At 66.7% G+C, this 12,340-nt stretch carries 12 protein-coding genes; 7 read left to right on the top strand and 5 right to left on the bottom strand.

Annotated features, from left to right (window positions below; translation table 11 throughout):
- The first annotated feature begins 158 nt into the window (after positions 1 to 158).
- On the top strand, positions 159 to 1,319 hold the full coding sequence (locus ACQPW1_RS33635; protein WP_433656012.1) for a hypothetical protein: 1,161 nt from the start codon (positions 159 to 161) through the stop codon (positions 1,317 to 1,319).
- On the opposite strand, the gene ACQPW1_RS33640 is transcribed toward ACQPW1_RS33635, so the two are convergent.
- On the bottom strand, positions 1,308 to 2,294 hold the full coding sequence (locus ACQPW1_RS33640) for a DUF389 domain-containing protein (RefSeq protein WP_433656014.1): 987 nt from the start codon (positions 2,292 to 2,294) through the stop codon (positions 1,308 to 1,310). The genes ACQPW1_RS33635 and ACQPW1_RS33640 overlap by 12 nt on opposite strands.
- Positions 2,295 to 2,368: 74 nt before the next feature.
- The gene (gene aspS / locus ACQPW1_RS33645) at positions 2,369 to 4,171 is read right to left on the bottom strand and encodes an aspartate--tRNA ligase (protein ID WP_433656016.1); all 1,803 of its coding nucleotides are present in this window, start codon (positions 4,169 to 4,171) and stop codon (positions 2,369 to 2,371) included.
- 161 nt (positions 4,172 to 4,332) lie between these two features.
- On the opposite strand from aspS, the gene ypfJ reads away from it, so the two are divergent.
- Both ypfJ and ACQPW1_RS33655 read left to right on the top strand, forming a co-directional pair.
- Positions 4,333 to 5,250 carry a KPN_02809 family neutral zinc metallopeptidase gene (ypfJ, locus tag ACQPW1_RS33650; RefSeq protein WP_433656018.1) on the top strand — a complete coding sequence of 306 codons (918 nt, stop codon included), beginning with the start codon at positions 4,333 to 4,335 and terminating at the stop codon, positions 5,248 to 5,250.
- A gap of 144 nt (positions 5,251 to 5,394) precedes the next feature.
- Positions 5,395 to 5,940 carry a hypothetical protein gene (locus tag ACQPW1_RS33655; protein WP_433656020.1) on the top strand — a complete coding sequence of 182 codons (546 nt, stop codon included), beginning with the start codon at positions 5,395 to 5,397 and terminating at the stop codon, positions 5,938 to 5,940.
- Positions 5,941 to 6,225: 285 nt separating this feature from the next.
- Here ACQPW1_RS33655 and ACQPW1_RS33660 read toward each other — a convergent pair whose 3' ends face one another.
- Together ACQPW1_RS33660 and ACQPW1_RS33665 are read right to left on the bottom strand one after the other, a co-directional pair.
- Positions 6,226 to 7,884 (bottom strand): hypothetical protein, encoded by a 1,659-nt coding sequence (locus ACQPW1_RS33660; RefSeq protein WP_433656021.1) that lies wholly within the window; start codon positions 7,882 to 7,884, stop codon positions 6,226 to 6,228.
- Entirely contained in the window at positions 7,881 to 8,357 is a 477-nt protein-coding gene (locus ACQPW1_RS33665) for a type VII secretion target (RefSeq protein ID WP_433656023.1), read from the bottom strand. Before ACQPW1_RS33665 ends, ACQPW1_RS33660 begins: the two co-directional genes overlap by 4 nt.
- A 64-nt stretch (positions 8,358 to 8,421) precedes the next feature.
- Here ACQPW1_RS33665 and ACQPW1_RS33670 point away from each other — a divergent pair, with 64 nt between their 5' ends.
- On the top strand, positions 8,422 to 9,423 hold the full coding sequence (locus ACQPW1_RS33670) for an NAD-dependent epimerase/dehydratase family protein (RefSeq protein WP_433656025.1): 1,002 nt from the start codon (positions 8,422 to 8,424) through the stop codon (positions 9,421 to 9,423).
- A 146-nt stretch (positions 9,424 to 9,569) separates the two neighbouring features.
- Positions 9,570 to 10,460, top strand: a complete 891-nt coding sequence (locus tag ACQPW1_RS33675; RefSeq protein ID WP_433656026.1) for an alpha/beta fold hydrolase — start codon at positions 9,570 to 9,572, stop codon at positions 10,458 to 10,460.
- On the opposite strand, the gene ACQPW1_RS33680 is transcribed toward ACQPW1_RS33675, so the two are convergent.
- Positions 10,457 to 11,155, bottom strand: coding sequence for an SDR family NAD(P)-dependent oxidoreductase (locus ACQPW1_RS33680; RefSeq protein WP_433656028.1), 699 nt, complete (start codon positions 11,153 to 11,155; stop codon positions 10,457 to 10,459). The two genes, ACQPW1_RS33675 and ACQPW1_RS33680, sit on opposite strands and share 4 nt — an antisense overlap.
- A gap of 118 nt (positions 11,156 to 11,273) precedes the next feature.
- Between ACQPW1_RS33680 and ACQPW1_RS33685 the strand changes: the two genes are divergently transcribed.
- Both ACQPW1_RS33685 and ACQPW1_RS33690 read left to right on the top strand, forming a co-directional pair.
- Complete coding sequence (locus tag ACQPW1_RS33685; protein WP_433656030.1) at positions 11,274 to 11,738, top strand: MarR family winged helix-turn-helix transcriptional regulator; 465 nt, start codon at positions 11,274 to 11,276, stop codon at positions 11,736 to 11,738.
- 142 nt (positions 11,739 to 11,880) lie between these two features.
- Positions 11,881 to 12,318, top strand: a complete 438-nt coding sequence (locus tag ACQPW1_RS33690; protein WP_433656032.1) for a VOC family protein — start codon at positions 11,881 to 11,883, stop codon at positions 12,316 to 12,318.
- Positions 12,319 to 12,340: the final 22 nt, after the last annotated feature.

Raw genomic sequence — 12,340 nt, forward strand, 5'->3', positions numbered from 1 at the left:
AGCGAGCGGATACACAACCTTTCCGCGTCGTTCGGCGTGTCTCCCTCGAGGTTACGGGACGAGCGACCGTTGCTTGACACGATTGCACCCGTCAGGTTTTCTCATCGTCAACTGCTCTGCGCCACACCGCAAACCAGTTGAGTGGAAAGGTCTATGGCATGACCGGCACACCGCCTCCCCCGCCCCACAAACCAGCTGGCGACGCTCCCGACCACGGAGACGACGAAGGCCACGCGGCGCGGCCAGGCCAGCACGAGAGTCACACTCCACAGTCACCGGACACAAGCACCGGACCGGGCCGCCACGAGATGGCAGGCGCGGCCGGATATCCGCAGTTCGAAGGACCGGGCGCGGCGCAATACGGCAACGAACCCGTCGAGCCACCACCGCCGGTAGCACCCCCGCAGCAACCAGGTTATGCGGCGCAACCCGGTTACCAAGGCCAGCCGGGTTCTACTGCCCAGCCCGGATATTCGACACCGCCCAGTTACGGTCCGCCGGGCACCGGCCCCGGCACCGGCAATATGCCTCCTGGCGCCATGCCACCTCCCGGCACGATGCCACCGGAATCGATGCCGCCCCAAGGGAACATGCCGTACGGTTCGCCACCGCAGGGCACGCAACCAGGCATGATGCCCCCGCCACAGGACTCTGGACAACCGACCTACGGCTACCAGCAGGCCGCCCACACCGCCCCCGGCACCCTCGATGTCGGCCAGGCGCTCAGCTACGGCTGGGAGAAGTTCCGCCGAAACCCCGGCCCGTGGATGGGCGTGATCGCGGCCGGGCTGGTCATCTATCTCGGATTCGTGCTCGTCGTGCAACTCACCGATCCGACGACGATGCTCCCCCTGCTACTGATCTTCCTCGCGGTGCTGGCTGCTGTGTGGTTGCTACAGGCCGCGATGGTCCGTGGCGCGCTGTATGAAACCGATGGGAACAAACCCCATTTCGGCTCGTACTTCCGTTTCATCAACGCGGGCAATGTGCTGATCACCGCCCTGCTGTCGTTCATCCTGACCTTCATCGGGTCGGCGATCTGCATCCTGCCCGGACTGGTCGTCGGTGTGCTGTGCATGTTCTCGCTGCACTTCGTGGTCGATCAGAACGAGGGCCCGTTCGAGGCGCTCAAGTCCAGCGCGACGCTGGTGGTCACCAATGTGTGGCCGGTGCTACTGCTCGCGCTCGCCGTGCTTTTCGTGACGCTGGTCGGCGCGCTGCTGTGCGGACTCGGACTGCTGGTCGCCGGACCGGTCGCGATCATGGCGGTCACCTACGCCTACCGCACGCTGACCGGAGGCGCCGTCTCACCGATCTGAAATGTCGGATTTGTCCGTCTGCGAACGCATTCCGATCCACCGTTGGAAACGCGCCACCGGCCCGGCCTCGCTACCAGCGCGAGGCCGGAGCTCGAGCACGATCACCCCGGCCGCGATGATCCCGGCCAGGTTCACCGCGAGCTGACCCGCGGACATGAACGCGATATGCCACTGCCCCAAAGTGGCCGCGACTACGGCGAATCCGGCCGCGGGCACGGTCGTCACCGAGATGAACACGCCGATCAGCGCCGCCGACTTCGCGGTCACCAGCGAGAGCATGCCCGCCGCGCCCGCCAGCAGCGCGACGACCAGCGAGAACGGACCTACCTCATAGATGAAGTCGACGTTCTTGACACTCTCCACCCCGTTCAGCGTGATCCAGCCGAACTGCTCCCACACCAGCGTTGCCGCCAGGGTGACCAGCATGGCCACCGGAAACCCGACCGCCAGCGCGATCGCCGACCGGCGCGCGAGCCGAAAGTCCCGGCGCACCAACCCGACCGCGAACGCCGCCAGCGGTCCGAACTCCGGACCGACCACCATCGCGCCGACAATCGTCACCGGCGAATCGGTGGCAACACCGATCGCGGCCAGCAGGCACGCGATAGCGAGGAACGCGAGAAAGGTGGAGTTGAGCGTCGATTCCTCGTGCACCTGCGCGAGCAGTTCGTCCCACACCACCGCATCGGTCGGATCACCGGGCGCGGCTTCGACCGCCCGGTCCCCTGCCTCGGACAGCACGGTCTCCACCGGCCCGAGCGTGATGCCACCCGTCTTGCAGATGCCGAGCTCGGTCAAATCCGCCAGCACCTCGTTGGCCGCCTCGCGCGCGACGTCGGCCTGGATCAGATCACCGGCGGGTTCCAGCGCGACGCCGCGAGCCAGGGTCACATGCGTGGCCCCTGGGTTCGCGGCGAGCACGGCCAGCACCTTGTCGCTCGTCTCCGGCGGGCTGATCATGCGCAGATGCAGCAACGGATCCCCTCGTGGTCAGTGCCGCCCGGCTGGGTCGACGGATCGGAACTGTCCGAAAGGTACCGTTCGTCCCGCTATTCCGCGGGCTTGTCCGCCTTCGCGTCGGCCTTGTCTTTCGACGCGGGCTTCGGGTACAGGCCTGCTTCCTTGCGCTGCTGCTCGGTGATCGGGGCGGGCGCGTCGGTCAGCGGGTCGACGCCGCCGCCGGTCTTCGGGAACGCGATCACCTCGCGGATCGAGTCCAGCCCGGCGAGCAGCGCGACGATCCGGTCCCAGCCGAACGCGATGCCGCCGTGCGGCGGTGCGCCGAAAGCGAAGGCGTCCAACAGGAATCCGAACTTCTCCTGCGCCTCCTCCTGGCTGATGCCCATCACCTTGAAGACGCGTTCCTGCACATCGCGGCGATGGATACGGATGCTGCCGCCACCGATCTCGTTGCCGTTGCAGACGATGTCGTAGGCGTAGGCGAGCGCGGAACCCGGGTCGGTGTCGAAGGTGTCGACCGACTCCGGCTTCGGCGAGGTGAACGCGTGGTGCACCGCGGTCCAGGCCGAATGGCCAAGCGCCACATCGCCACTCGCGGTCGCCTCGGCGGCGGGCTCGAACATCGGCGCGTCCACGATCCAGACGAACGCCCACGCGTTCTCGTCGATCAGACCGACCTTGCGGGCGATCTCGGCGCGCGCGGCACCGAGCAGCCCGCGCTGCGCCTTCGCCGGACCTGCCGCGAAGAACACACAGTCACCCGGCACCGCGCCGACATGCTTTGCCAGTCCGTCGCGCTCGGCGTCGCTCAGGTTCTTGGCAACCGGGCCGCCCAGCGTGCCGTCCTCTTGGATCAGCACATAGGCCAGGCCCTTGGCGCCGCGCTGCTTGGCCCACTCCTGCCAGGCGTCGAGCTGCCGCCGCGGCTGGCTCGCGCCGCCCTGCATGACGACCGCGCCGACGTAATCGGCCTGGAACACCCGGAACGGGGTGTCCTTGAAGTACTCGGCGCACTCGGTGATCTCGATGCCGAAGCGCAGGTCCGGCTTGTCGGAACCGAAGCGGCGCATGGCTTCCGCGTAGGTCATGTGCGGAATCGGGGTCGGGATCTCGTAGCCGATCAGCTTCCACAGCCCGGCCAGGATCTGCTCGGCGAGCAGGATCACATCTTCCTGGCGGACGAAGCTCATCTCGATGTCGAGCTGGGTGAACTCGGGCTGACGGTCCGCGCGGAAGTCCTCGTCGCGGTAGCAGCGCGCGATCTGGTAGTAGCGCTCGATGCCGCCGACCATGAGCAGCTGCTTGAACAGCTGCGGGCTCTGCGGCAGCGCGTAGAAGCTGCCGGGCTGCAGGCGGGCGGGCACCAGGAAGTCGCGGGCACCCTCCGGGGTCGACCGGGTCAGCGTCGGCGTCTCCACCTCGACGAACTCGTGGTTCGCCAGCACAGTGCGCGCGGCGGCGTTGGCCTTGGACCGCAGCCGGATCGCGTGCGCCGGGCCTTCGCGGCGCAGGTCCAGGTAGCGGTACTTCAGCCGGGCCTCTTCGCCGGGCTGCTCGTCCAACTGGAACGGCAGCGGCGCGCTCTCGTTCAGCACCTCGAGTTCGGTGACGTTCACCTCGATGGTGCCGGTCGGCAGGTCCGGGTTCTCGTTGCCGTCCGGTCGCAGCTCCACCACGCCGGTGACCCGCACGCAGTACTCGGCGCGCAGTCGATGCGCCTGCTCGGCCGGCTCGCCCTCGCGGAACACCGCCTGTGACACTCCCGACGCGTCGCGCAGATCGATGAAGATCACGCCACCGTGGTCACGCCGCCTGGCCACCCATCCGGTGAGGGTCACGGTCTGACCGGCATGCTCGCTTCGCAGCGAACCAGCCAAGTGGGTGCGCAGCACAAGGTTCCTTTCGACGACTCCGGCACCGGCGCGATATGACCAGGTGCGGTCCCATCGTAGTGAGACACATCCGCCGAGTGGAAACCGATGTCGCCACACCCGTGCGAAGCTGTAGCGGCGGGGTATGTCCGAGCCGTAGCGACAATCAGAAAGCGACGACGATGACCTTCAACGAGGGCATGCAGATCGATCCCGATCGGGCATCATCCGGCGGACCTGGCATGGGCGGCAAGATCGCACTCGGCGGCGGCGCGGGTGGCTTGATCGTGCTGGTACTCACACTCCTGCTCGGCGGAGACCCAGGATCGGTCCTCGGCCAGTTCACCGGGAACGAAGACCAGCAACAATCACAAACCGCCGGCACCCCGGAACACTGCAAGACCGGTGCGGACGCGAACAAGTACGTCGACTGCCGGGTGGTGGCCACCGCGCAGAGCCTGGACGTGGTGTGGGGTGATCAACTGTCCAAGCAAACCGGCAAGAAGTACGTGCAACCGAAGCTCGCATTGTTCTCCGGCGCGACGTCCACCGGCTGCGGCAATGCGACCAGCGACGTCGGCCCGTTCTACTGCCCGCCGGACCGCACCGCCTACTTCGACGTCACCTTCTTCCAGGAACTGGTGGATCGCTTCGGTTCGAGCGGTGGCCCGCTCGCACAGGAGTACGTGGTCGCGCACGAGATCGGCCACCACATCCAGAACCAGCTCGGTGATATCGGCCGCGCCCAGCAGGATCCACAGGGCGCGAACTCGGGCGCGGTGCGCACCGAACTTCAGGCGGACTGCTACGCGGGCATCTGGGCCCACTTCGCGGACAAGACGCCCGCGCCGGGTGGCGGCGCGCCGTTCCTGAATCAGCTGTCCGACAACGACATCAAAGACGCGCTGTCGGCAGCGGCGTCGGTCGGCGACGACCGGATCCAGCGTGCCGCGCGCGGCCGAGTGAACCCGGAGAAGTTCACCCACGGAGATTCCGAGCAGCGGCAGAACTGGTTCCTCACCGGATACCGGACCGGACAGGTGAAGGCCTGCGACACCTATTCGGCCCCCGACTTGAAGCACCCGCCCGCCCTGCGCTGAAACCCGCTGCCGCACTGAGATAATCGAAGACAACATAATCGAAAGCACGCGCGCCGAACCGAGACCCGGTTCGGCGCGCTGCGATGAGTCACGGCAGATCGCCTGCGCCACAGGTGCGCACGGGCAGCAGCAGAGAGTGGATCTATGCGCGGAACGAGAACGGCCTTACTGATAGTCACCCTCGCACTCGCGGGCAGCGTCGGCACCGCGACCGCGGAACCGGTCCCCGACCCGGCACCCCAGCCGAGCGCACACGGACCGGTCTCCTCGCCGCTGGCACTACTAACCTTGACCACCATCCCGAACGGCTGGCAAACCCGCGTCGACCTGCGCCCGCAGCTGGAGGTATCCGGCGACGGCCGCGCCGTGAAGATCCCCGATGCCGTTGCCTCGGAACGAAACCCGGAACGCCTGCCGCAGAAGCTCAACGGCCACATCCCGCCCGAGATCTTGGCCGCCGCCCTCACTGAAACCCGAGCCCTCGCGACCGTCGATTTCGGCATGCCGACCATCACTGACCAGGGCAGCCAAATCATCGACCTGATGCCCCAGTCCCCCGAAGAAGACGCCCACCTGATCGTCTACGCCCCCGAATCCACCGAAGGCCTGGCCCCCGAACACCAGGCCGCCCGCAAACGCTTCACCGACCTCTACCGCAAACTCCTCGACGCCTTCGTCCAAGACGCCTGACGTCGACCCGCCGCGCACCAGACCACGCGCCGCGCACGAAATCGCTAGCAATCTCATGCGCGGCGCGACAGTTCGTGCGCGGCGCGCACCAGTTCACACGGCGCGCACGAAATTGCTGGCAATTTCGTGCGCGCGGTGACAATCCATGCGCGCCACGACAGTCCGGCACCGCAGCCTCGACAGGTTTCGGCCGAGCACTACCCCGAAAACCAACGAGCCCGGCTCAAGCGAACTTTCGCCGCTCGGGCCGGGCTGCGCCGGACGATCTGTACCGAAACTGTTGCGCTAGAACTGGTCCTGTTCGTAGTCCGAGCTGACGATCTCGTCGGAGTGCGTTGCGCCGATGACGTCCGGCGTGGACTCACCCAGCGGGCCGGTGAGATCGTCGTTGCCAGTGGCGCTTTGGTAAGGCTGCACCGTGCGGGAGTGCTCGTCTTCGCCACCGCGCTGGGCGCCTGCGGCACCTGCGCCGCCGCCCATGAAGCTGTTGCCCGCTCCGGCAGCGCTGGTGCTCGGTGCGCCGCTCGTGCCGGGCCCGAAGCCGGTGCTGCCGGGGACACCGCTGATCGGACGGACCGGCGCCATGCTGGTGCCGGGCAGCGCGCTGGCCTTGGGCACCGAGGGGATGCTCGGTGTGCCGCCGACCCGACTGCTCGGGCTGCCGGTTCGGCTGGGGCTGCCGGGCACACCCGTGGGGGTGCCGTGGCTGGTCGTGCTCGGACTGTTCGTGCTGTGCACCGACGAGGGTGTGGTCGAGGTCGGCGTGCCTGCGGTGGACGAGTCCAGACCGGCGGCCTTCGTCGCGGTGTCGCTCGCGGTCGACTGCGCCTGCTCCAGGATCGGCTGGCCGACGTTCTGCGCCAGCGCCTGTGCGACCTCCTGCGGCGCGGGTCCGCCGCCTGGTGCGACCAGCTGCTGCACCATGCTGCCGAGCTCGCCGGTCTTGCCCGCCAGATCACCGCGGGTGGCATTGACGATGCCGACGGCCTGCCCGAGATGCTCGGTGGCCGAGGCCATCAGCGTGGCCTGGGCGGGCGGGGTGAGGATAACCGGCGCCATCGCGGCCGCCTGGGTGGCGAACGACGAAGCGACGGTGAGCAATTGCGCGTTCCCCTGCTGCACCACCGCGGCGGCCTTCTGGGTGAGCTCGGAGATGTCGATGCCGCGCTTGCTGGTCTCCTGGCCTTCGACGTTGGCCTGCTGGCTGGTCGCCTGTGCGTTGCGCGCGGCCTGGCTCTGCCACAGCTGCTCGACCGTGGTCATGCTGCCCTTGCCGACCTGCATGGCCATATCGATGACCTTCGAGGACGAGCTGAGGATCGCGGTCGGGTCGAGCGCGCCGATGACGCCGGTGCCGAAGCTGCTGAGCAGATCGAGGATCGGCTTGATCAGCATGTCGACGCCGGGCAGCGCGGGCACGGAGACGCCCTGCATGAGCGCCGAGACCGGGTCGGCGGGCAGCGCGGGTAGTGAGGTCGGGATCGCGGCGGTCGCCTGACTGATCGCGGCGGCGACCGAGCTCGGCGCCGAGCCGACGGCACCGTTCAACACACCGGTCGCCTGATCGAGCGCCTGGTTCACCGGAGCGGCGACGTGCTGCAGCGCGTTGTGCGTATCACCGAGCAGGGCCGAAACATCGGACGGGACACCGGAAATGCCCTGAGCGTCCGGCGTGGGATTGCCGTTCAACCCCGGCATGCCCGACGGCATGCCGAGCGCGTTGTGCTGGTCCTCGGCGAGCCGCTTGGACAGCACGAACTCCGGCGGCTCGAACGGCGGCATATCGTCGGGCACCTGCCCGAGCGGCACGTCGAGCACCGCCTGGGCCGCCGAGTTGTTCGTCGCCTCCAGCACGGCCTGCTGACTGATGGCCACGTTCTGGTCGGCGGAGTGCGCCATCGCCATTTCTTCGGGGGCGATCACCCCGGTGTCGAGCGGCTTCATACGGCGCCGCCGATCTGGTTGCCGATGGCATTGAGCGCGCCGGAAGCCGACCAGTCGGTCGCGTCGTACGCCGCGGCGGCACTGAACGCGGACTCCGAAAGCTTGTTGTACTTGGCCGAAAGATCGTTGATGTCCTTGGCCTGCAGCACCTGTGCCGCGGCGAACATCGCCAGATAATCGACGCCGATCAAACCGAACACCGGCACGAGTGCCGAGACGTTCTTTACCGCGTCGAAATTACCTGCCCCCGCAAGATCACCGGCGATGCCCGCGTTCGTGGCGGCGAACGCCCGGACCGCGTCGGTCTCTACCGAGAGATCACTCATCGAGTTGCCCCCCAAATCGTCGTGCACATCAGTGTCGTGAACTTCTTCGTCGTCACCGTCTGCCCATTGCCGAACGGCATGACCGCTACGGTTGGGCCCAATATAGCGGACGGTACCGGCAACTTTCGAGCCCATCGAGACGTTCACAGAGGGAATACGGAAGGAACTGGAACGTGTTGCAAATTAGAACAAGTTCTATATTCTCGAAGCCATGAAGGTCGCAGTGACCGGCGCAGCCGGCTACCTTGGCACGAATCTGCTCCGCCTGCTCGTCGCGCGCGGCCATGAAGTCACGGCCATAGATCGAGTGGTGCCACCAACACCAGAGGAGCCGAACGTCACCTGGGTCAGCGGAAACGTGCTGGACCCGGCGTCGATGCGGGAGACGCTGCAGGGCGCCGAGATCGTCTATCACCTGGTCGCGGTGATCACCCTCGCCGAGAAGAACGACCTGGCCTGGAAGGTGAACACCGAGGGCGTCCGGGTGGTCGCCGAAGCCGCGCTCGAGGTCGGCGTCCGGCGCATGGTGCACGCCAGCTCGATCCACGCGTTCAACCAGTACAGCTGCGGCGGCAGCATCGACGAGGGCGCCCCGCGCTCCACCGATTCCGCCCTTCCCGTCTATGACCGCTCCAAGTGGGCGGGCGAGATCGCGCTACGCAAAGTGATCGACCAGGGCCTGGATGCCGTGCTCTGCAACCCCACCGGCGTGTTCGGCCCCCTCGACTACAGCAAGCCGCTGTCCCGCATCAACCGCACTCTGAAAGACGCCGCGCAGGGCCGCATTCCGGCGATGATCGGCGGCGGCTTCGACCTGGTCGACGTGCGCGACGTCGCACAGGGCTTGATCCTGGCCTCCGAACGCGGCCGCACCGGTGAGAACTACCTGCTCGGCGGCGAGATGATCTCGATGCTCGAGCTCTGCCGACTGGCCGCGGGCCACGGCGGCAAGCGCGGCCCCCGGTTCGCCATCTCCCCCAAGCTCGTCGCGGGCGCGATCCCCGTCCTCGCGCCGATCGGCAAGCTCTTCAAATCCGATATCGTCTCGAAAGCCGCACTGGGCGCACTGATTTCGGCACCCGTCGTAGACCACGGCAAGGCCGAACGCGAACTCGACTACCGCCCGCGTTCCACCGACGAGACCGTCCGCGACCTCGTCGCCTTCTTCGCCGACCCGACCCCGTTGACGCCGCACACCCGCCAGATCGCCTGACCCACCGGCACCCGGAAAGCAGTGGCCGACGACAAGACCCTCTGAACGAGACCCGGCGAAATTACCCGTTACCTTCAGTAGCATTAAATGCTTCGATGTGACACGCTGCATTAGCAATGCCGCAACCCACGGGAGGTGCATGGTCAATGACGACCGATATCTCTGTTCACCAGGCCGGTGACCGCGATAGCGAATCAGGCCGAATCACCACGTTCCACCGTGCCGGATTGGTCTTCCCGGTCCGCGATTCCGGACCGATCACCGGCGAACCGGTGGTGCTGCTACACGGCTGGCCACAGGACTCGCGCAGCTGGACCCAGGTTGCGGAACTGCTGAATCAGGCCGGGTACCGGACCTTCGCACCAGATCTGCGCGGCGCGAGTGCGACCGCGGCACCTCGCTGGCGATGGGCATACCGACTCGACGAACTGGCCACCGACGTGCTGTCGATGATCGACCAGATCGGACGGCCGACACATCTGGTCGGCCACGACTGGGGCGCAGTCGCCGCATGGACCGCGGCGATCGCCGGACGCGACCAGGTCCGGTCGTTGTCGGCGCTGTCGGTGCCGCATCCCGGCGCGTTCGCCCGGTCGATGGTCACGAGCAGGCAGGGCTTCGCGTCTTGGTACATGTACCTCTTCCAGGTGCCAGTCATTCCTGAGCTGGTGCTGCGTACCGGACTGTTTCCCCGACTGCTGCGGCACACCGGCCAGTCCGCCGAGGTCGCGCGCCGCGACAGCGCTCGCGTGCGCGACCGAGTGATCGCTCGCGGTGGCCTGCACTGGTATCGCGGGATGCTCTTCTCCTCGCCCAGGTTCTTGCGCGGTCGAGTCACCGCCCCGGTACTGCAGGTGTGGAGCGACGGCGACACCGCGGTGCTCGCCACCGCACACAAACTCACCCGCCGCTACGCCGACGGACCCTTCCGACTCGAGGTACTGCCCGAGGTCTCGCATTGGATCCCCGAGGAAGCACCCGAGCTGGTGAGCCAACTACTCGTCGAGCATTTCGCGGCAAGCAACGAGACCGCCTAACCGAGGTACTCGGCTTCCGCTTCGTCCTTGGCGGCGTGCATATTCCAGAGCAGATCGGCGAGCAGCGCGGGGTCGACCGTAGGCACCTCCCAGGTCGGCTCGCCCGCGGCTTTGGCTCGCTCCTGCTCGACATGCCAGGCACTGTTCTCGATGGCCGCACCGATATAGAGGCCGCCGACGTAGACGCCTTTCTCGGCCACCTCCGCATGCAACGCCTGGAGGTAGTTGCGCTGAGCGGCCAGGGTAAGCCCGCCCGCGACGTGCGGATTACCTCGTAAGGCGCTGGCTCCCTGCGCGCTCAGAATCGCGCCGTCCCCTCGGGAGATCATGGCGGGCAAGAACTCTCGCACTAGTTCGAGCAGCGTGTAGACGCCGAGCGACATGAGGTCTCGCACGCGCCGGGGTGTCAGGTCGAGTACCGGGATGAACCCGTCGGCCGCGGCCCCGTAGTACAACGCGTCGAGGTCGCCGACCATCTCTCGAATCCGTACGGCCAGCGCGGGAACAGCATCGGTGTCGGCCAGATCCGCGGTAATGACTTGTGCCGTCACGCCTTTCAGTTCCTCGGCAAACAGTTCGAGTGGTTCCCGGCGCCTGGCGACGAGCACCACGTCGTACCCCTCCTGCGCGTAGCGGTGCGCGACGGCTTGACCGAGGCCCGGACCAGCGCCGAATACTGCGATCGATTTGGACATGAAACACCTTCACTAACAACGAAAGTCGAGAACGAGGCCGCCAGGATCATCGCCCAGCAATCGTCATACTAGCCGATCATCAGAATCACTGACGATCAGAAATGTATATGGTTACCTGGTGCCAACTCAAGACCCACCACTGCGCCCATCCGGCACAGACCCGGCTCCCCGGCTCGGATATCTGCTCAAACACGCGAGCCTCGGATACCTGGAACTGACCTCGACCGAACTGGAGCCGGTCGGCATCACGCCACAGGAGTGGGCGGCGTTGAACTGCCTGGACGAGCAGCACGGGCTCTCCCAGAAAGAGGTGGCAGAACTACTCGGCATCGACCGCACGACCATGGTCGCGTTGATCGACCAGTTGCAAACGCAGGGCTGGGTCGAGCGCCGCCCGCACCACAGCGATCGCCGCAAGAACACCGTCACCCTCACCAAAGACGGGCACCAGATGCTGCGAACCGGCGCGAACGTCATCGACGAATGCGAGCGGCGATTCCTGGCCGCCCTCGGCGAACCAGCCGCCGAACAGCTGAAAACCGCCCTGCAAACAGTGATCGTGGCGAACCGGCCGTCGCCCTAGTTTCCCCATTCCGAATCTGATTCGGGATCGAGGCACTGCGAATCTGGAAACTCATGCGCCATGGATGTCGAGATCGCCCGAGCGGCTCCGTCCCAGAGGTACGAGCAGCCGAACGGGCCGCAATGAACCTGAGGAGAACATCATGACGATCCGCCGGATGGATCACGTCGGCATCGTGGTCGAGGATCTCGCGGCCGCGACCGCGTTCTTCGCCGAACTCGGCATGGAACTGGAGGGCGAGGCAACAGTCGGTGGCCCATGGGCCGACGACCTCCTCGGACTGGACGGCGTCCAAGCAGACATCGTCGTCGTCCGGACCCCGGACGGCCATTGCCGGGTCGAGCTCTCGACATTCCACTCGCCGACGACCACCAACGCCGCACCGAAAGCACCGGTGAACACCCCGGGCATCCTTCGCCTGACGTTCGTCGTCGACAAACTCGACGACGTCCTCGACCGCCTGCGCGTCCACGGCGCCGAACTCGTCGGAACGGTAGCCCAGTACGAGGACTACTGCCGGTACGCCTACGTCCGCGGCCCCGACGGCATCCTCATCGGACTGGTCCAGGAACTCCACTGAACGACACTCCGCGCCACAAGGC

It is taken from the genome of Nocardia sp. CA-128927 (assembly GCF_050955855.1).
Taxonomy (GTDB): domain Bacteria; phylum Actinomycetota; class Actinomycetes; order Mycobacteriales; family Mycobacteriaceae; genus Nocardia.

Coding starts and splice junctions, on each gene's coding strand:
- ACQPW1_RS33635 (WP_433656012.1), top strand. CDS start 159: ATGACCGGCACACCGCCTCCCCCGCCCCACAAACCAGCTGGCGACGCT.
- ypfJ (WP_433656018.1), top strand. CDS start 4,333: ATGACCTTCAACGAGGGCATGCAGATCGATCCCGATCGGGCATCATCC.
- ACQPW1_RS33655 (WP_433656020.1), top strand. CDS start 5,395: ATGCGCGGAACGAGAACGGCCTTACTGATAGTCACCCTCGCACTCGCG.
- ACQPW1_RS33660 (WP_433656021.1), bottom strand. CDS start 7,884: ATGAAGCCGCTCGACACCGGGGTGATCGCCCCCGAAGAAATGGCGATG.
- ACQPW1_RS33670 (WP_433656025.1), top strand. CDS start 8,422: ATGAAGGTCGCAGTGACCGGCGCAGCCGGCTACCTTGGCACGAATCTG.
- ACQPW1_RS33675 (WP_433656026.1), top strand. CDS start 9,570: ATGACGACCGATATCTCTGTTCACCAGGCCGGTGACCGCGATAGCGAA.
- ACQPW1_RS33680 (WP_433656028.1), bottom strand. CDS start 11,155: ATGTCCAAATCGATCGCAGTATTCGGCGCTGGTCCGGGCCTCGGTCAA.
- ACQPW1_RS33690 (WP_433656032.1), top strand. CDS start 11,881: ATGACGATCCGCCGGATGGATCACGTCGGCATCGTGGTCGAGGATCTC.